General features: G+C 38.3%; 15 protein-coding genes. 6 read left to right on the plus strand and 9 right to left on the minus strand.

Annotation, left to right across the window (positions count from 1 at the left end; genetic code table 11):
* Positions 1 to 63: 63 nt before the first annotated feature.
* From NST91_RS23805 to NST91_RS23845, 9 genes are all read right to left on the minus strand, one after another.
* Positions 64 to 912 carry a carbohydrate ABC transporter permease gene (locus NST91_RS23805; RefSeq protein WP_440273038.1) on the minus strand — a complete coding sequence of 283 codons (849 nt, stop codon included), beginning with the start codon at positions 910 to 912 and terminating at the stop codon, positions 64 to 66.
* A gap of 12 nt (positions 913 to 924) precedes the next feature.
* Positions 925 to 1,800: an ABC transporter permease subunit gene (locus tag NST91_RS23810; protein ID WP_121445562.1), complete on the minus strand. Its 876-nt coding sequence runs from the start codon at positions 1,798 to 1,800 to the stop codon at positions 925 to 927.
* A 57-nt stretch (positions 1,801 to 1,857) separates the two neighbouring features.
* The gene (locus tag NST91_RS23815; RefSeq protein WP_341333135.1) at positions 1,858 to 3,141 is read right to left on the minus strand and encodes an extracellular solute-binding protein; all 1,284 of its coding nucleotides are present in this window, start codon (positions 3,139 to 3,141) and stop codon (positions 1,858 to 1,860) included.
* A 452-nt stretch (positions 3,142 to 3,593) separates the two neighbouring features.
* On the minus strand, positions 3,594 to 4,106 hold the full coding sequence (locus NST91_RS23820; protein ID WP_341333136.1) for a P-loop nucleotide/nucleoside kinase family protein: 513 nt from the start codon (positions 4,104 to 4,106) through the stop codon (positions 3,594 to 3,596).
* A gap of 47 nt (positions 4,107 to 4,153) precedes the next feature.
* Positions 4,154 to 5,026, minus strand: a complete 873-nt coding sequence (locus NST91_RS23825) for an ROK family protein (RefSeq protein ID WP_341333596.1) — start codon at positions 5,024 to 5,026, stop codon at positions 4,154 to 4,156.
* Between the two features lie 132 nt (positions 5,027 to 5,158).
* Positions 5,159 to 7,666 (minus strand): beta-mannosidase, encoded by a 2,508-nt coding sequence (locus NST91_RS23830; protein ID WP_341333137.1) that lies wholly within the window; start codon positions 7,664 to 7,666, stop codon positions 5,159 to 5,161.
* Between the two features lie 37 nt (positions 7,667 to 7,703).
* Positions 7,704 to 8,774: a glycoside hydrolase family 130 protein gene (locus NST91_RS23835; RefSeq protein ID WP_341333138.1), complete on the minus strand. Its 1,071-nt coding sequence runs from the start codon at positions 8,772 to 8,774 to the stop codon at positions 7,704 to 7,706.
* A gap of 89 nt (positions 8,775 to 8,863) precedes the next feature.
* Entirely contained in the window at positions 8,864 to 9,814 is a 951-nt protein-coding gene (gene manA, locus NST91_RS23840; protein WP_341333597.1) for a mannose-6-phosphate isomerase, class I, read from the minus strand.
* A gap of 122 nt (positions 9,815 to 9,936) precedes the next feature.
* Entirely contained in the window at positions 9,937 to 10,947 is a 1,011-nt protein-coding gene (locus NST91_RS23845; protein ID WP_341333139.1) for a LacI family DNA-binding transcriptional regulator, read from the minus strand.
* 354 nt (positions 10,948 to 11,301) lie between these two features.
* Between NST91_RS23845 and NST91_RS23850 the strand changes: the two genes are divergently transcribed.
* Genes NST91_RS23850 through NST91_RS23875 form a run of 6 tightly spaced genes read left to right on the plus strand, consistent with a single transcriptional unit; the run spans position 11,302 to position 17,908 of the window.
* A complete protein-coding gene (locus NST91_RS23850) occupies positions 11,302 to 12,627 on the plus strand; it encodes an ABC transporter substrate-binding protein (protein WP_341333140.1) in 1,326 nt (441 codons plus the stop codon).
* A complete protein-coding gene (locus NST91_RS23855; protein WP_121445554.1) occupies positions 12,627 to 13,505 on the plus strand; it encodes an ABC transporter permease subunit in 879 nt (292 codons plus the stop codon). Before NST91_RS23850 ends, NST91_RS23855 begins: the two co-directional genes overlap by 1 nt.
* Positions 13,492 to 14,319, plus strand: coding sequence for a carbohydrate ABC transporter permease (locus NST91_RS23860; protein WP_341333141.1), 828 nt, complete (start codon positions 13,492 to 13,494; stop codon positions 14,317 to 14,319). Before NST91_RS23855 ends, NST91_RS23860 begins: the two co-directional genes overlap by 14 nt.
* A gap of 14 nt (positions 14,320 to 14,333) precedes the next feature.
* Entirely contained in the window at positions 14,334 to 15,959 is a 1,626-nt protein-coding gene (locus NST91_RS23865) for a glycoside hydrolase family 13 protein (RefSeq protein ID WP_341333142.1), read from the plus strand.
* Positions 15,959 to 16,903, plus strand: coding sequence for an MTP-1 family protein (locus tag NST91_RS23870; protein WP_341333143.1), 945 nt, complete (start codon positions 15,959 to 15,961; stop codon positions 16,901 to 16,903). The genes NST91_RS23865 and NST91_RS23870 overlap by 1 nt, the downstream gene beginning before the upstream one ends.
* A gap of 39 nt (positions 16,904 to 16,942) precedes the next feature.
* On the plus strand, positions 16,943 to 17,908 hold the full coding sequence (locus NST91_RS23875) for a DUF1861 family protein (protein ID WP_341333144.1): 966 nt from the start codon (positions 16,943 to 16,945) through the stop codon (positions 17,906 to 17,908).
* Positions 17,909 to 17,951: the final 43 nt, after the last annotated feature.

Here is a 17,951-nt window from a genome sequence, read left to right on the forward strand (position 1 = left end):
CCCAAGTTGTGGGGGGATGAAGACAGGAACGGTAACCCATAAGCTGGATTTCAAAACCCAGCCTTATCCTTTTACCGCACCAGCCGTCATACCTTTTACAATATTCTTTTCAAAAATGATATAGAAAATTACAATTGGAATTAATGACATCGTTAATCCAGCCATTTGTGCGCCATAATCTGTTGTAAACTGACCAGCAAATTTCGCAAGTCCTAATGGCAGTGTTTGTAGTTCTGGATCATTAATTAATACTAACGCGAACGAAAATTCGTTCCAATTGTAGATAAAGTTCAAAATCATAACTGTCGCTAATGCCGGACGTGACATTGGCAAGATAATAGACCAGAAAATACGGAATATTCCACAACCATCCATAACCGCTGATTCCTCAATATCCTTAGGAAATGCCTTCATGAAGCTTGTTAAAATAAAAATCGTAATTGGCAAATGGAATGCGATATAAGGGAACAGTAGTGTAATAGGTGTATTTAATAGACCTAAATTTTTCATCAAAATAAACATAGGTACTAATGTTGCATGAATTGGAATCAATAATCCAAACACGAAAAATCCATATAACCATTTACTCAACTTGAAATCAAATCGAGATAAGAAATAGGAAGCTAATGCCCCGATAAAAACGGTTAAAGCTGTTGCTGTTACCGTAACAAAAATACTATTTTTAAATAGTACTCCCAGGTTCGCAATTTCCCAAGCATTCGCAAAGTTATCGAATACAAACTCCTTAGGGAATCCTAACTGGTTCACCGCAAATTCCTTATCGGATTTAAAGGCGTTGATTGCCATCCATAGAATTGGATATGCATTTATTATAGCGAAAAAGATTAACGCAAGATAAATAAGTGGTTTCTTACTACTTTTTTGCTTCGATACTTTATTCGTTTTCTCCACTATGTCCACCTCCTATATCATTTTCTTTCCTAATACTTTGTTGACGACAGCAATTAAGATAAGACTAAAGAAGAAAATGAATACAGACACAGCACTACCATATCCATATTGTAATTTCGAGAATGTTTCATTAAACATATAGAGTGCCATTACATCAGTTGAGTGGGCTGGTCCACCATTTGTCATGACATAGATTAAGTCAAATGTCTTCAAGCTACCTGAGATACATAGGATAACCGCAACTAATATGGTATCCCAAATCATCGGAACCGTGATTTTCCAAGTGGTTGCCCATTCAGATGCTCCATCCATCTTGGCTGCTTCTAATACTTCACCAGGTACATTTTGCAAGGCTGCTAAGAAGATGATCATGTATAGACCAACGAACTGCCAAATGACAACAACTAAGACAGCGATCATGGTCCATTTGGTATCCCCTAACCAGTTTTGCGCTAGAGAATCAAGTCCAACTGTTCGTAACACTTCATTGATTAACCCGTTTCGAGAATTATAAATTAAGCTCCATGTTAATGAAATGACAACTGTTGATAAAACAACAGGTAAAAAGCCAATCGTTCTAAATAGCTTTGCACCTCTTATTTTACGGTTAAGTAAGAGCGCAATGAATAATGCGATCGGAACTTGCCCCAATACTGAAGCTAATACGACATAAATATTATTTTTTACAGAATTCCAAAAAAGAGGATCCGAGAATAACTTTTTAAAATTGTCTAATCCAATAAAAGTCATTTCATTGAATCCGTTCCATTCCATTACTGAATAATAAAAGGACTGGAGAATTGGATAGATGGCAAACACAACGTAGAGGATGAAGGCCGGTAAAATTCCTAATACGATTGCGACCTTACTAGTCTTTGTTAATTTCATGTTCTCCCCCCTAAATGCTCACAGGTTACTTAGAAATCAAGTAACCTGTGATGGACATTATTTGCTTTCTGCTTCTTTTTGCATTTCTTTTGCAAGTTGTTCAGGTGTTTTGTCACCTAATGTAATGGATTGAAGACCATTGTTGATAATATCTGTTAATTCAGGTGTTAATGTTGCATCGTATACAGGTGCTAATCCACCTTTTACATAACTATTTGCATCCTGGAAGATTTGTGGAATGCTGTCATCCATCTCAACATCTGCAGGTACAATAATGTTTGCTTTAATTAAACCTTGGTATAATTCTTCACCATAGTAGTATTTAAGGAATGTGAATGCTGCTTCTTGTTCTTCTTCACTTAACTGGCTGCTAACTGCGATACCGCCACCTGCAACACCCGCGATTTTTGCTTGATCTCCATTTCCACCTTCAAAGCTTGGGAATGGTGCTACACCGATGTTATCAGCATTTTCAACACTGTCTAAAATTGGACCAATTGCCCATGAACCTGCAAAGTGCATTGCAGAAGTACCTTTAATAAATTCATTTCTTGATTGAGCTTCATCAAGAGTATTCATATCTTCATTAAATGCATTCATTTTTGTTAATTCATCAATTACTGATAATGCACTAACAAACTGTGGATCTTCAAAAGAAGCTTCTCCGTTCAATGCTTTGTTTAAGAAATCACTTCCTGTAAAACGATCTCCGATTGTAGAAATGTATACAGACTGTAATGGCCAGATTGCTTTGTTACCTAAAGCAATTGGAGTAATACCTTTTTCATCAAGTGCTTTTACAAGTTCTTTAAACTCTGCATATGTTGCTGGAAACTCATCGTATCCAACCTCTTTTAGCATTTCTTTATTGTAATAAATTAAGCTTGTAATACTTACGTTACCTGGGATTGCGTAATAGTTTCCATCAACCGCATAGTCTTGAAGGATTGAATCTGGAATAACCCCTTCCCAATTATCAATGATTGGGTTAAGTGGAAGAATTGCTCCACCTTCAGCTAAAGGCGCTGTTCTTGCACCAGGCCATACACGCATTAAGTCAGGTAATTGATTTCCTGCAGCCTGTGTTCTAAGTTTTGTTTCATATTGATCATGAGGAATCTCTTCGATTTTCACTTGAATATCTTCATGCTCTTCGTTAAATTTCGCAATAATGTCTTTGGAAAGCGTATTTTCCGGACGATCTTCAGTCCAGTCCGTCCAAAGATTTAACTCAATTGCGCCATCCTTTGAAGAACCTTTACTTTCTTCGTCCTTGCCACCACATGCGGCTAGTGCCAACAGCATTACAGCTGCCAGTAGGATAAATCCTAATTTCTTCATATATATTCCTCCCTTTTTATCTTCCGTTGAAGCGTTTTCATCATCTTACAATGATTATTATACCGCTTTCATTTTTTTCAACTATCCTACAAATCTATAAAAACATCCAAAATTCTCGGCGAGGTGATTTCGGTTAAATACCTGGACTAAACGCCTGAAAATCAACGTTTTCATATAGCAAAATATTAATTTCACAGTATAACAGCTATGCTTACATACTTCTTTTCCACACAAAATCAATTCAAACAAACGATTGATTGAATTTATAGTTTCATGACATTACTGGCTTAGACCATTAAACAAACGTTTGTTTGAAATCGACTTTCATAAGAAAAGCCCGATTAGTACAGATTTCGTACTATCGAGCCGTATTTTTTCTACTATAATATAAGATTGTGTTGGATTAGTACATTAGGTAAAACAAGGGGACAGCGGAACCGTCCCCCTTGTTTCTATTTGTCAACTACAAAATGAGGATTGTGTAGGATTTCATCAACTATCTCTTCCGTATTTCTAAGATTCGTGTCTAATAAGTATGGATGATTTTGAGGACTGGATTCCAATTGTTGTATTAAAAATAAGGCGCGGTCAATTAATTCAATATCTCCCCGCTTGTTAATCCGTTCAATGAGTGTCTCCTTATCTGCTCTCAACACAATATAGTTCAGTGTAACTTGCAAATCAGAAATTTGTTTGTTAAACCACTCAAGTTCATCTTCTACCACAAAGTCAATGACGACATTATAGCCATTTTGAATAAAACGTCTGGTTACATGGAGGATATTCTCCCACGCTAATCGCAAGGATGTCTCCCATGATGCTTCTGCTCCATATTCAAACATGTGTAAGAACGTATCACCTTCAATAAGAATACAGTTTTCAACCTTTTGAGCTAGACTTTTTGATGTTGTTGATTTCCCGACACCAACTGGACCTGAAACGAGAAAGATTTTTTGATTTGACACTGGTACGATTCCTTCCTAAGCTTAATTTCGTATGACAAAAATCATCCTCATCTTCCATCTACACCGAGTGCAATTGCCCCAGCCAATCCAGCATTGTCTCCCAATCCCGGTAGTACAATGTAGTTGTCTATATTCTCTGGTGTTATTTCTGGAAGTGCGACATAACCATTGAGCAATTCCAACACTTGTTTACGTACTAACGGCAGTAAGTGCTCTTGCTTCATCACGCCTCCGCCAACAACAATCTTTTTCGGTGATAAGACCAAAATATAATTCATTAATGCTTGCGCTACATAATAAGCTTCCATTTCCCATACTTGCGGATGGTCTGTTAATTCTTGGCCTTTTTTGTTCCATCTTTTTTCAAGGGCTGGTCCCGCTGCAAGACCTTCTAAGCAATCCCCATGATACGGACAGAAACCATCAAACGTATCATTCGGATGACGCTTCACCAAAATATGGCCCATTTCAGGGTGAGTTAATCCTTGGTATGGCTTACCATCAATGACAGCTCCGACACCAATTCCCGTTCCTACTGTCATATATAAGCAACTGTCAAAGCCTTTCGCAGCACCCCAAGTTGATTCAGCTAATGCTGCTGCGGTTACATCCGTATGAAAACCAATGGGGACATCAAACTGTTTTTTAAGTTCACCGACGATATTATAATTTCTCCATTTTACCTTGGGTGTTTCTGTGATATATCCATACGTTTCGCTTGCCCTATCTACATCAATTGGACCAAAAGAGCCAATCCCGATTGCCTCAACCTCTTTTTCATGGAAAAATGAAAAAACCTTTTCCATTGTTTCTTCTGGTTTGGTGGTTGGGAATGTCACTCTTTCGATAACTTCCCCGTGTTCATTTCCGATTCCACAAACAAATTTTGTTCCGCCGGCTTCGATTCCGCCAATTAACATATCATCCAACCTTCTTTCCAGTTTAGATTGCTACTAACGAGACAGGGTGAGCATCCCATATCCCGCTTTTTTATACTGCTGGACAAATTCCATTGTAAAGTGATGGTTTGATTACCCGTTCGACACTCTACCTTACTGTATCGAATTGATTGCTGATACACGTAACTTACCAAGATCAACTTTTTCGTTTTCGAGATGACCGATTTCTATGGTTTTCGTTTCATTTGGCAATAAATCAAAGAAATTATCACTAAAATGAATTTTCTTTGCTGGTATTTCTAGTTTTACCATCCTTGCAAGATTATCTGTTTTAATCGTAGCCGTTTGGTTCTCTTTGTCTACGACTACATCCAGTTGAGCTTGCGGAAGGGCTAAGTCTTTTTGGTCTCTTAAATAATACACATTGTGTTGTGCTTTACCATCTGTAGAAGAAAGGTGTACAACCACCTCATTAGCTGGGTACCCTTTTAGCACCTCTTCTTCTGTAAAACTTGTAATCTCAACCGAAGAATTCCCCATAACCTCAACAGGGATAGTCGTCTTAAATAATTCTTCCCCACCAAAACTTTCAACTTTTAACTCTAGTACATCTGTATATGCCTTTACATAATCGTTAACAACCCATATCTTCAGGTCACTTCCTGCATCATGATCAATCGTTAGCAATAACGGGTGGAAAAACTTCTTCGCATAGAAGTATGATGCCTTAGGTAGTTGATAGTAATCAATCATCGACCAGCTTGTACCAGGCCAGCAGTCATTTAGCTGCCATACTAACGCCCCGCTTGTATATGGCTTGTTACGACGATAATGCTCAATTCCACATTTTAATCCTTCCGCCTGGGTAAGCATGGAAAAATTCATGTATTCCTCAATATCCGTTGGGATGCCCGTGTAACCTTCCATTAACATGATGCCTTTTTGGTGATGATAATCCTTGTTGCGATAAGACATCTCATCACTGCCCCAGTAGAAGGTTCCTTCAGGAAGATTATCTTCTAATGTAAAACGATTGGCTGAAGCATGCATACCAAACTCACTACTAAAACGGGTAAAATCCTTTTTATAGTTTTTGAAAGATACACCTTCAACACTGTAATTCTGCCCTAGGTTCTCTCCGAATTTACGGGGTTCGACATTACCATGCCATACCTGCCAATTGTGACGGTCTCCCACTTCTTGAGAATCATGGTCATTCCCACCAAATGGAGAGCTTGGCCAATAAAGACGACTCGTATCCAACTCATCTAATAATTCAGGAATCAGCTCATGGTAGATTTTTTCTCCGTAAAATGGGGTGTTGATGTTTCCTGCTGTATATTCCACTTCATAAAGCCAATCATTTTCGTTGTTTCCACACCATAAAGCAATACATGGGTGATTACGTAGCATTTTGATGGCTGCCTCTATTTCAGTTCGTACATTTTGCATATAGTTATAGTTGTAATCTGGGTATAGCGCACATGCAAACATGAAGTCCTGCCAAACGAGCATACCTAGACGATCACATTCCTGATAGAAAATATCTCTTTCATAGATTCCACCGCCCCACACACGAATCATGTTCATATGTGCCTCTTTTGCTTGCGTTAAGAGCTGGCTGTATCTTGAATCCGGTGTAGCTCCGATAAAACTATCAATTGGAATCCAGTTCGCACCTTTCGCGAAAATTTCTACCCCATTTAATACAAAGGTAAAACGGTTATTTCCTGCCGCATCCTTTTGCATCACCTCAATGGTACGAACACCAACCTGTGTTGTTTCCAAATCAATCGTCTCGTCTTCACACAGTAGTTCAACATCAAGCGTGTACAGGTGTGGTGTACCTAAATCATGCGTCCACCAAAGCTTTGGATTTTCTAGTTCGATTGTAAAATTCACATGGTTTCTCGTTACCTGAGCTGTTTTGATCATCCCATTCGACCCATCATGAAACTTCACGTTCACAGCTAAAGGCTGATTGCGAACAAACGTCTTCGTGTTGACATCAATTTCAACGATTGCTCTATCATTCTTGATTTCTACTGTTCTTGCAAAAACACTATCGATCTTGGCAATTTTTCTTTTTTCGAGTCGAACCTCTTTCCAAATACCTGCCGTTACGATTTGCGGACCCCAATCCCAACCAAAGTGAGACTGCGCTTTACGAGCCCAAATGCGGTCTTTTCCGTAACCGGCCCAGTAATTCTTTTCCTTTTCCTTTAATACATCAGACACCACATCAAATTTAACTCCAATGATGTTCTTCCCATCAAGGACCTCTCGTGTGACATCAAACACATGAGGAATATACATATTTTCAGTGGAGGCAATTTCGCATCCATTTAAATAAACCGTTGCATACGTATCGAGTCCTTCAAAGATTAATTCTAAGCGCTCATCAGATTGGAGATTTTTCTTATCATAGTGAAATTCTGTGCGGTACCACCAAATTTTTTCTGAAACCCATTTTGATTTCAAATCATTATGTCCGAAGAATGGGTTATCGATTAATCCCTTTTGAATTAACGTCGAATGAACATCACCAGGTACATTTGCTGCCATCCAAAAATGATCAATATAGTCTGGGGCAGCGATTACTAAATCACGTTCCTGGCCTTGGTCAAAATACTGGATTTTCCAGTTAGGTGCTAGTTTCATTTGTTGTCATCCTCTTCGCTTCCATTATTCAATACCTTCAAACATTCAATGCTCGGTAGATTTCCTCAATATGAACCTCAGCTAGTGCCATTACATGATCTGCACCGCCATAATAGATTTTCACGATATCATCTTCGAATAATGCACCACATGTGAAGACAACATTTCCAAAGAATCCTTCTACTTCGTATGGTGCTTCAGGAACAAGAATTGGGGATTCTGTTTTTGCTAAAATCTTATTTGGATCTTCTAAATCAAGTAATACAGCACCTAATGTGTAACGATTGTCACGGTCTGCACCATGATAGATTTCAATCCAGCCTTTTTCCGTTTTGAACGGAACAGCTCCACCACCAATTTTTTGTGATTGCCAGCCTTCTTCCACACCCATAAGGAATTTATGCTCTCCCCAATGTGTTAGGTTTGGGGAAGTGGCCGTCCACATTTCGCCACGTCCAATTTGCTTTGGAACCGGACGATGAAGTGCAAAATAATTCCCATTAATCTTTTCAGGAAAAATCGTCACATCTCGATTTTCGGTTGTAAAAATAATCCCAAGTCGTTCTACTGATTTAAAATCCTCTGTTCTCGCCAACGCAGTTGTAATCCCTTTATCTGAAACAGCTGTATAGTTAATATAGTAAAAGCCATCAATAAAGGTAATTCGAGGATCTTCAGCACCAAATGCTTCATAACGATTGTTCGGAAAGATAAATGGCTTTTCTTCTACGATAAAGTCGACACCATTCTTGCTTCGCGCAATACGTAAATGGGACATCGAAGTTAAATACACATATGTATCAATATCAATTTGCTTCACTTTTCGAGGGTCGGAATAATCATACGCTGGATTGTTACGGTCAAGATCCAACACATCTACATAAAACTCTTCCCCATCACTCTTTAAAACAGGTACAGTTAGTACATCAGGATTGGTTTGTACAGGCCGCTCTGCTACACGCATCAGTAAAATAATCTCATCTTCATATCGTGCAACACCCGCGTTGAAAACGCACTCAATTGTAAAATCAGGACGTGACGGTATGACATCTTGCGGCCTAATGAGAGGGTTCTTCACACTTCTCTTTATGTCCATTTTTGTTTTCATTTCGTAACTCCTCCTTATGAAACCCAATCGAATCGTATTGTTCCAATAATAATGGGGCATGAGAAAAATCCCCTGCCCCATCGTCCCTTTTATGGATGAGAAACAATTAATTCCAGATTCCCTTTCACTTCAAAGTCACCTAGTCCCGCTGGCAAGATAAAGTGACTGCCTTTCTTAATTGAAAAACTACCTTCTTCTGTTACAATTTCGGCAGTCCCGTTCAATACACTGCAGATTAGAAATGGCTTGTCCTGATGGAAGGCTGCAGAATCCTGAATATCCCATTTGTACACAGAGAAGTAATGTTCCTTTACAAAAGTAGTAATCGTAGCACCTGGAATTTGTTCAATGCTAGGCTTTACCGTGATCTCTTCATGTGGGATGGTGCTTACCTCAATTGATTTCTGAATATGCAGTTCGCGCTTATTTCCATTTTGGTCGACTCGGTCATAGTCATAGACGCGGTAGGTTGTATCGGAGCTTTGCTGGGTTTCCAAAATAAGAACACCCGAACATAGGGCATGAATGGTTCCACTTGGCACATAAAAGAAGTCACCTGGCTTTACCTTTACACGACTCATTAATTGGTCCCACTTGCCTTCTTCAATCATCGAAACAAACTGTTCTTTCGTTTGGGCTGTATGACCATAAATAATTTCTGCATCATCCTCACAGTCAATGACATACCAACATTCAGTTTTTCCAAGTTCGCCATTCTCGTGTTTATTCGCGTATTCATCATTTGGGTGCACTTGAATCGATAAATCATTGTTGGCATCTAGAATTTTGGTTAGAAGTGGAAATACGTCCCCTTCCATATCACCGAAGAGTTCGCGATGTCCTTCCCACAGTTCCCCAAGGGTTTTCCCTTCATAGGGACCTTGATTTACAACACTCTGCCCATTTGGATGTGCAGAAACAGCCCAGCACTCTCCTGTTAAGTCTGATTCGATTTGATAGCCAAATTCCGTTCGTAATTTAGTACCTCCCCAAATTCGTTCCTGAAATTGTGGTGTTAGAAAAATTGGTTGTTTCACAATAGCACTTCCCTTTCCATTACTTCCTTTAATTAATCGGATAAAAATAAATGTAGGATTTCTTCAAATCCATTTTCTACAATAAATGAATCACGTGAGACAAAGGAACTGTACCCCCAAAGCTACTATTTACATTCACTTGTGGAATGTCTTTGAATTAAATTAGCCGGGAGTAATATTTCTTGCATCGGTTCATTTGGATGATCAATTCTCCAGAGTAACTGTTTAAACGCATAAGATCCAAATAACTTTAAATCCATTGCCATTGTTGTGATTGGAGGATCAGATAGTTGAGATAATTGACCGTTATCAAAACTGCATACTGACACATCATCCGGTATTTTACGTCCTATACTCTTTAGTGATGAACTAACCATAAAACCATATCCATCATTGACACATAACCAAGCACTTGGCACGTTAGTTAACGATTTAATCGTTTGGTCAATTGCAGCACTATTTTCTTCTATATGAAGAAACATGACTTCCTCATTTCGCGTGATATTTCCATCCTTCAATGCTAATAAATACCCTTCCATCCGTTCGTAGTAGCTTGGTGAGAAATCAATATTCCCCACAAAAGCAATGTCGCGATGCCCCAAATCAATAAGGTGTTTCGTTGCTGTATAAGCTCCAAACCTATTATTCGTTAAGATTGCATCAGCTTGTATCAATGGATGATGATGATCAATTAATACGGTAGGAATACCTGTGGAAATCACTTTGTTGATATATTCCAAACTGATATGAGATACAATGATAATCCCATCTACTCTTTTTTCTTCTATGAAACTTGGTAAAATCAAATGTTCCTTCGAAGATTCCGAAATCGATTGTATCAGAAGGTCTACTTTGTTATTAATGGCATTTTGTTCGATCGATAAAAAGATTTCTCCGAAAAAACTCTTAAGGGAAAAGGCAAATTCCGTAGCAATCAAACCAATCGTTAGATTCCTTTTCTCTTTTGAGACTGTCTTTTTTCCTTTATATACATATCCTAGTTCCGCTGCAGTTTTTTCAACTAATCGTTTGGTATCTGCACTCACTCCACTTTTTCCAGTTAAAGCTTGTGATACGGAGTTTTTTGAAATCCCCAATTTATCTGCAATATCTTGCATCGTTACTTTCTTTTTCATATTTCCTCCTAGATTCATTACGAAATCTTTTTGTAACGTTACAACAATAATACCACTAAAAATATCAATATGGAAGATAACAATCTAAATTTGACAAGATGTTGAAGAACTCCTTCTTCCTTGACACTAACGTTACATTAACATTATAATCAAAATGTAATTAATTCTAGTAACATTACAAATTAACATTTAACAACCTTGTAATTACCTTTGTAATTATAAAATGCTATTTACGTATTTTATTAAGTTACTAGGAAAAAATAATTAAAACAACAACGAAACCTACCTTACGAACGCATTTTGTAAGCGATTAAACAAGGTAAGAGTAATTGTAAAACAAGGGGGAAATAAAAGATGAAGTTCAAAAAAACAGCTACACTTTTGGCCACAATTGGATTAACTGCAACTGCTTTATTCGGTTGTAGCACAGGTAATGATTCTTCTTCGGGCAATAAGGAAGAAGGAGTGACTACAATTGAGTTTTGGGCAGCTCCTAACCCAACTCAACAATCTTTCTGGTCTGAAATGGCGAAGGAGTTTGAAAAGGAAAATGCTGATATTAAAGTCAATGTATCGGCTATTAAAGAAAGCCCTACTTCCGAGGCAAGTATTCAGTCTGCTATTGCAGCCAAACAAGCACCAACAATGTCAGAAAATATCAACCGCGGATTTGGTGCGCTTTTAGCTGAAAGTAAAGCCATTGTACCTCTAAATGAAATTGAAGGTTTTGATGAGTTAGTTAGCACACGTCAAATGACAGAAACCATTGAAAGCTGGAAATCAGGCGATGGTAGTCAATACATCTTCCCGATTTACTCCAATTCCATGTTATTTGGCTGGAGATTGGATATTCTAAATGAACTTGGATTTGAAGAAGCGCCAAAAACATATAGTGAAGTTCTTGATGTCGCTCAAAAGTTAAAAGAAAAATATCCTGATAAATATGTGTGGGCAAAACCAGATTTAGCAGACCCAACAGCATGGAAGAGATGGTTCGACTTCTTTATGCTTTACAATGCCGCTTCTGATGGTAATGCATTTGTACAGGGCACTGAGTTTGTTGGAGAAAAAGAAGCTGGAACTGAAGTATTTGAATTTGTCCAAAATCTTGTAAACGAAGATGCGGTATTAACTGCACAAGTAACAGATCCGTTTGAAGAAGGCACAGGAATCTTTACAGATGTTGGACCTTGGACTCCAGGTTCTACTTGGAAGGAAAAATATCCTGAATTGGTATATGGCGAAACTTATACACTAAGTCTACCACCGGTTCCAGATAATATGGACCCAGAAAATGCAAAAACGTTTGCTGACGCAAAAGGTGTCGTAGTGTATGCTTCCGCAACAGAAGAAGAACAAAAAGCAGCAATGGAGTTTTTAACTTGGGTGTACTCTAATCCAGATGCTGACTTAAAATGGCTTCAAACGACAGACCTTCCTCCAGCAAGAGATGATTTAGGTTCAAATGAAGCATTTGCAGCTTATTTTGAAGAAAAACCATTTATGAAAGCTTATGCAGAAGCTGTAGCCTTAGGGGTTCCATCAATGGAAAATTCTAAATACAACGAAATTCAAACAGTTATCGGACAATATGCATTCAATAAAATTGTGAAAGGCGAAATCGACCCTGAACAAGCCTGGAACGATATGGTGGATGCTATTGAGGGGGAACTTAAGTAATGCAAAAAACATCAAACGGTATGGGCTGGCTATTCACTAGCCCATACGTTCTTTTTGGGATTATATTTTTCTTTATACCTCTTATCTGGTCATTATTTTTAGCATTTACGGACTGGAATTTGATTTCACCAGAGTTTAACTTTGTTGGCTTTAGTAATTTTATTGATGCCATCAAAAGTCCTGGTGTACAAGCAGCGTTTTTTAACACCTATAAATTCCTTATTATTTACGTACCAATCGTTGTGGCATTGTCATTGACGGTTGCCATTGTTGTCAATGGGCTACCAAAATTTAAAGGGTTTTATTTAATAGGTTTCTTTCTTCCCTATTTATCTTCTGGCGTTGTATCTTCATTAATTGTCAATGGAATTCTTTCATATAATGGTCCACTGAATACGTTTCTTCGAGAAAAGATGGGTATTAATATTGACTGGCTCGGGACGCCTACGGCCGCATTAATTGTTGTGTCTTTCATGCTTGCATGGAAATTCACAGGTTATTATGGGTTGATTTTATTCTCTGGATTAGCAGGGATTAACAAAGAAATCTATGAAGCTGCAGCAATTGATGGTGCATCCAGATGGCAAACCCTTTGGAAAATTACCATCCCTCAATTATACCCAGCATTGTATACAGTTCTCATTTTGGCAATTGGTGTTAGCTTCGGTATCTTCACAGAAGTGTATCAATTAACGGGTGGAGGCCCTAACAATGCAACCAATACATGGCAAATGGAAATCTTCACAAGAGCGTTTACGAACTTGCAAGCTGGTTATGCATCCGCAATCGCTTTAATAGCAGCCGTTGTTACATTTGTCTCTATTTATATTATTAGAAAACTTATTGAATTGTGGGGTAAACGAAATGGTTGGAGCTAAGAAAAATTATATCGTTCGCTACCTTATTGCATCTATCTTGTTACTGATTATGGTTTATCCGTTTATCTACCTTATTCTAAATTCATTTGCGGATTGGTCTCAAGTTGATAAGAAATTAATCCCGTCAGAATTCACATTACGTTCCTATGAATGGTTATTTTCAGGTGGAGATGTTGGTATAGCTCGTCCATGGCTTAACGCCTTCTTTAATAGCGTGGTCGTTTCCCTTGCATCAACCTTTTTAATGATGCTAGTCGGAGTATTAGTTTCTTTCGCACTATCAAAGTTAATTTTCAAAGGAAGAGATTTCGTCAATAACTTTGTATTGTTCCATATGTTCTTCCCTGCCTTAATTTTATTAATTCCTACCTTCTTATTAATCGAACGAGTAGGTTTATACGATACGTATCTTGGTTTAATTATTCCAAAGGCGGTTAGCTTATGGGCGATATTCATGTATACCAATTTCTTTAAAGCAATACCCAATACCTTTATCGAAGCTGCGAAATTAGACGGAGCAAGTAATTTGCAAATCTTATTTAAAATCATTCTACCAATGTCGAAATCAATCACAACTGTTATATTCCTATTCTTATTCACAGAACGCTGGACGGAATTATTATGGGATATGATCGCGGTTCGTAGTGATGATATGTTGACATTAAACGTATTAATTTCTCAAATGTTCGGCCCTTACGGTGGTTACCCAGGACCAATGTATGCAGCTTCTGTTCTCTTAACCATCCCAGTTATTATTTTATTCTTGTTCTTCGCGAAAAAGTTCCAAGAAGGGATGCAATTTACACTTAAATAATCAGGAGGTTTATTGTGGGTAATTGGTGGAAAAAAGCAGTCTTTTATGAAATTTATATGCCTAGCTTCTGTGACGGTAATGGCGATGGGATTGGAGACTTTATTGGAATCACATCGAAATTGGATTATCTATCTAATTTAGGGATAGACGGAATCTGGTTAACTCCTTTCTATCAATCACCAAAAGTAGATAATGGATATGACATTTCCGATTATTATTCTGTTGATCCAGACTATGGCACAATGGGTGACTTTGAGAACTTTCTCAAAGAGGCTCATGCAAGAAACATAAAGGTCATTGTTGATATCGTATTGAATCATACTTCATCTGATCACCAATGGTTTCAGGAATCAAAGTCATCAATAGATCACCCAAAACGAGACTGGTATATATGGAAAGATCCTGTGGACGGCAAGGAGCCAAATAACTGGGAATCTTTCATGGGTGGATCAGCTTGGAAATGGGATGAAGCGACTGGCCAATATTACTATCATGGGTTTGCTGAGCAACAAGTAGATTTAAACTGGACAAACCCAGAAGTAAAAAAGGCCATGTTTGATGTGATGAAATTTTGGCTTGATAAAGGCGTTGATGGTTTTCGCCTCGATGTGATTAATCATTTAAAAGTGAAAGATCATTACCCAAATAATCCAATTGATCCAAATACGAATAAGCAATTACATGTGAATGATAAGGATCAGGACGGAATTCTTGACGTCATCAGAGAAATTTCAACGCTTGTACATTCGTACCCTGATACATTTTTGGTGGGCGAAGTTGGCTCGGAAGATTTAACCGTATTAAAAGAATACTGCGGTACAAATAAAATGGATGTCGTCTTTCAATTTAATCTAGGTAGTATATCAACGCTTGATGTTAATCATATCTATCAACAATTGGTCGATATGGAAAGAGAATATCGTGATGATCAAACCCCTACCCTGTTTTTTGGTAGCCATGATATGTCACGATTCATATCAAGGTTTGCGATTCCTGGCTATGAAGAAGAAGTTGCGAAACTCATGGTGACTCTTATGTTAACTGCTAAAGGGGTTCCATTTATCTATTATGGAGATGAAATCGGAATGCGCGACCTGATCATTGAGGATATTTCCAAGATGAAGGATGTTCAGGGAGTTATTGCTTATCAGCTAGCGCTTCAAGCTGGTAAAGAGGAAAATGAGGCGTTAGTAGAAGCGAATCAACATGGAAGAGACAGCTCAAGGTCTCCTATGCAATGGGCGTCCACAAACTATTTTGGTTTTTCCGAAGTGGAACCGTGGATTTCATTACCCGATAACGATATAACAGTGGAGAATCAGCTAGACAATGCTGAATCGATGCTCACTTTCTACCAAAAGGTAATCAAGTTAAGGAAAGCTATTCCTGCATTAGCTATTGGAAGGTATGAAACTCTTCAACTAGATAACAAGGTAATGATGTATAAAAGAACAGATGAGCATTCAACGATCATTGTGTATTTGAACTTTAATCGTGATTGTACAACGATTTCGCTGGATGCTGCTTGCAATGTCTTATTATCTTCGCGAAGAGTCTCCGTGGTGAATAATCAGGTGTTAGAGATAGAACTTCTACCATATGAAGCTATCATATTCGAGGAAAAGAGAGGAAGAGAGTAGTGCTCAAACACAATGAAAGAAAAGTGAATTCTAGTATTCAATTACTTGAAGAATACCGTGCAAATAGAAAACAACCTTATAAAAAAAAGAGAATTGATTTTTCAGGAGTAACGGACAGAGATATCTATAACATTACAGCCCCTTTTCAAGATGAAGGAAAATGGGTGATTGCAGGACGAGTGGAAAAAAGGGATAGCGAGGCTTCTGAAGTCATGTTTTTTGAAAACCATGATGATCAGTGGATCTTGCGTGAGAATAGTCCGGTCTTTCAATTGCAGGATCCTTTCTTCACAAAGATTGGGGAAGAGTTGATTTTAGGAGGAGTAGAAACTTTCCCACACCCTACCCTCCAAGATGCATTGAGCTGGAGAACTGTTTTTTATCGCGGGAAAAACATTGCCACTTTAGAAAAGTTCTTTGAAGGCCCTGATGGCATGAAAGATTTACGTTTGGTGGAGTTAAAGGATGGCTCTATCGGTATCTTTACACGCCCTCAAGGAGAAAAAGGCGGCCGAGGAAAGATTGGCTTTACCAAAGTACGTACACTGGATGAGTTATCTATAGAAAGTATCGACAGTGCCCCCTTATTTCAACAATTTTTAGATGAAGAATGGGGTGGCGCAAATGAGATCCACCTTCTTTCAAATGGCCTGCTTGGTGTCTTAGGACATATCGCACGGTTTGATGAGGCTGGGGATCGTCACTATTACTCCATGATTTTTGTCGTTAATCCAGAAACTGGCGATTACAATAACATGCAGATCATTGCAGAGAGAGCCGATTTCTTGGAAGGACCCACAAAGCGCCCGGATTTAGTAGATGTCGTGTTTAGTGGAGGATTGGTTCGAAAAGCAAACGGAACAGCAGAATTATATGCTGGCATAAGTGATGCAGACGCACAGGTGCTACTCATACCAGATCCTTTTCAATCATTTAAACAATAAAAGCATAGACAAGGATTAGGAAAAGGAGGTTATTCACACTTGAACTTAGCGAAAAAAAGGGCACAGTTTGAACAAACCAAAACAATATATGAAACCGCAACACTCACCTTTATTGGTGTAGACGGTTATGACGTCTATAACACATCCATCCCCTTTTCGTATCAGAATAAAACCTATCTCTTTGGAAGAGTAGAGAAACGTGAAGAATGGGCACGATCTTGGGTTCGTTTATTCGAGAATACCGGAAAGGATGAATGGACATTAGTGCAGGATTCCATGATCTATCAATTGGAAGATCCTTATATTTCATTTATTGATCATGAACTCGTGATGGGTGGCACCCACGTTCGTTATAAACAAGGTGAAGTGGATACCTTTTACGGTTATTTTTATAAGGGTACCGAATTAGACAATTTATATTACTTTACAACCGGTCCTGATTATATGAAGGACATTCGCCTTGTTCAGTTACATGATAACAAGATTGGCGTTTTTTCAAGACCAAGAAGCGAAGAAATCCGGAAAAAGTATGGCAGCGAGTCGATTGTAGGGTTTACAACCATCAATCATGTAAATGAATTAAATGCAGAAGTGATTGAGAATGCCTCTATTATCGAAGGGTTATTCGATCAGGATGAATGGGGTGGTTGTAACCAATGTTATCTATTATCCAGTGGGTACATCGGAGTCATTGGACATAAATGCTACAATCAATCCACTGATAACGGAGAAGAACGTAAGGTGTATATGAATGTTTCGTTTGTTTTTGACCCTCATACACATACATTACTAGATGAAAAAATCATCGGAACACGATCTTGTTATCCAGAAGGACCTGCGAAACGACCAAATCTAATCGACTGTGCCTTTACTTCAGGTATCGTAGCGAGACCTGACGGGAAGGTAGATCTATATAGTGGGATTGGTGATACAGAAGAAGGAAGAATCACCATTGATAATCCTTTTGAAGGATATGGAGATATCGTCGAAGGAAAAATCAGATAGTTTGAATACGAATAAAATAATGTCTTTGAATTAGCTTTCTAAT

The sequence above is a fragment of the Ferdinandcohnia sp. FSL W7-1320 genome, assembly GCF_038050315.1.
Taxonomy (GTDB): domain Bacteria; phylum Bacillota; class Bacilli; order Bacillales; family Bacillaceae_L; genus Ferdinandcohnia; species Ferdinandcohnia aciditolerans.

What these genes read in the sequence shown, in the direction of transcription:
- NST91_RS23810 (WP_121445562.1), bottom strand. Translation starts at nt 1,800, where the DNA reads ATGAAATTAACAAAGACTAGTAAGGTCGCAATCGTATTAGGAATTTTA.
- NST91_RS23815 (WP_341333135.1), bottom strand. Translation starts at nt 3,141, where the DNA reads ATGAAGAAATTAGGATTTATCCTACTGGCAGCTGTAATGCTGTTGGCA.
- NST91_RS23825 (WP_341333596.1), bottom strand. Translation starts at nt 5,026, where the DNA reads ATGTTAATTGGCGGAATCGAAGCCGGCGGAACAAAATTTGTTTGTGGA.
- NST91_RS23830 (WP_341333137.1), bottom strand. Translation starts at nt 7,666, where the DNA reads ATGAAACTAGCACCTAACTGGAAAATCCAGTATTTTGACCAAGGCCAG.
- NST91_RS23835 (WP_341333138.1), bottom strand. Translation starts at nt 8,774, where the DNA reads ATGAAAACAAAAATGGACATAAAGAGAAGTGTGAAGAACCCTCTCATT.
- NST91_RS23845 (WP_341333139.1), bottom strand. Translation starts at nt 10,947, where the DNA reads ATGAAAAAGAAAGTAACGATGCAAGATATTGCAGATAAATTGGGGATT.
- NST91_RS23850 (WP_341333140.1), top strand. Translation starts at nt 11,302, where the DNA reads ATGAAGTTCAAAAAAACAGCTACACTTTTGGCCACAATTGGATTAACT.
- NST91_RS23855 (WP_121445554.1), top strand. Translation starts at nt 12,627, where the DNA reads ATGCAAAAAACATCAAACGGTATGGGCTGGCTATTCACTAGCCCATAC.
- NST91_RS23860 (WP_341333141.1), top strand. Translation starts at nt 13,492, where the DNA reads ATGGTTGGAGCTAAGAAAAATTATATCGTTCGCTACCTTATTGCATCT.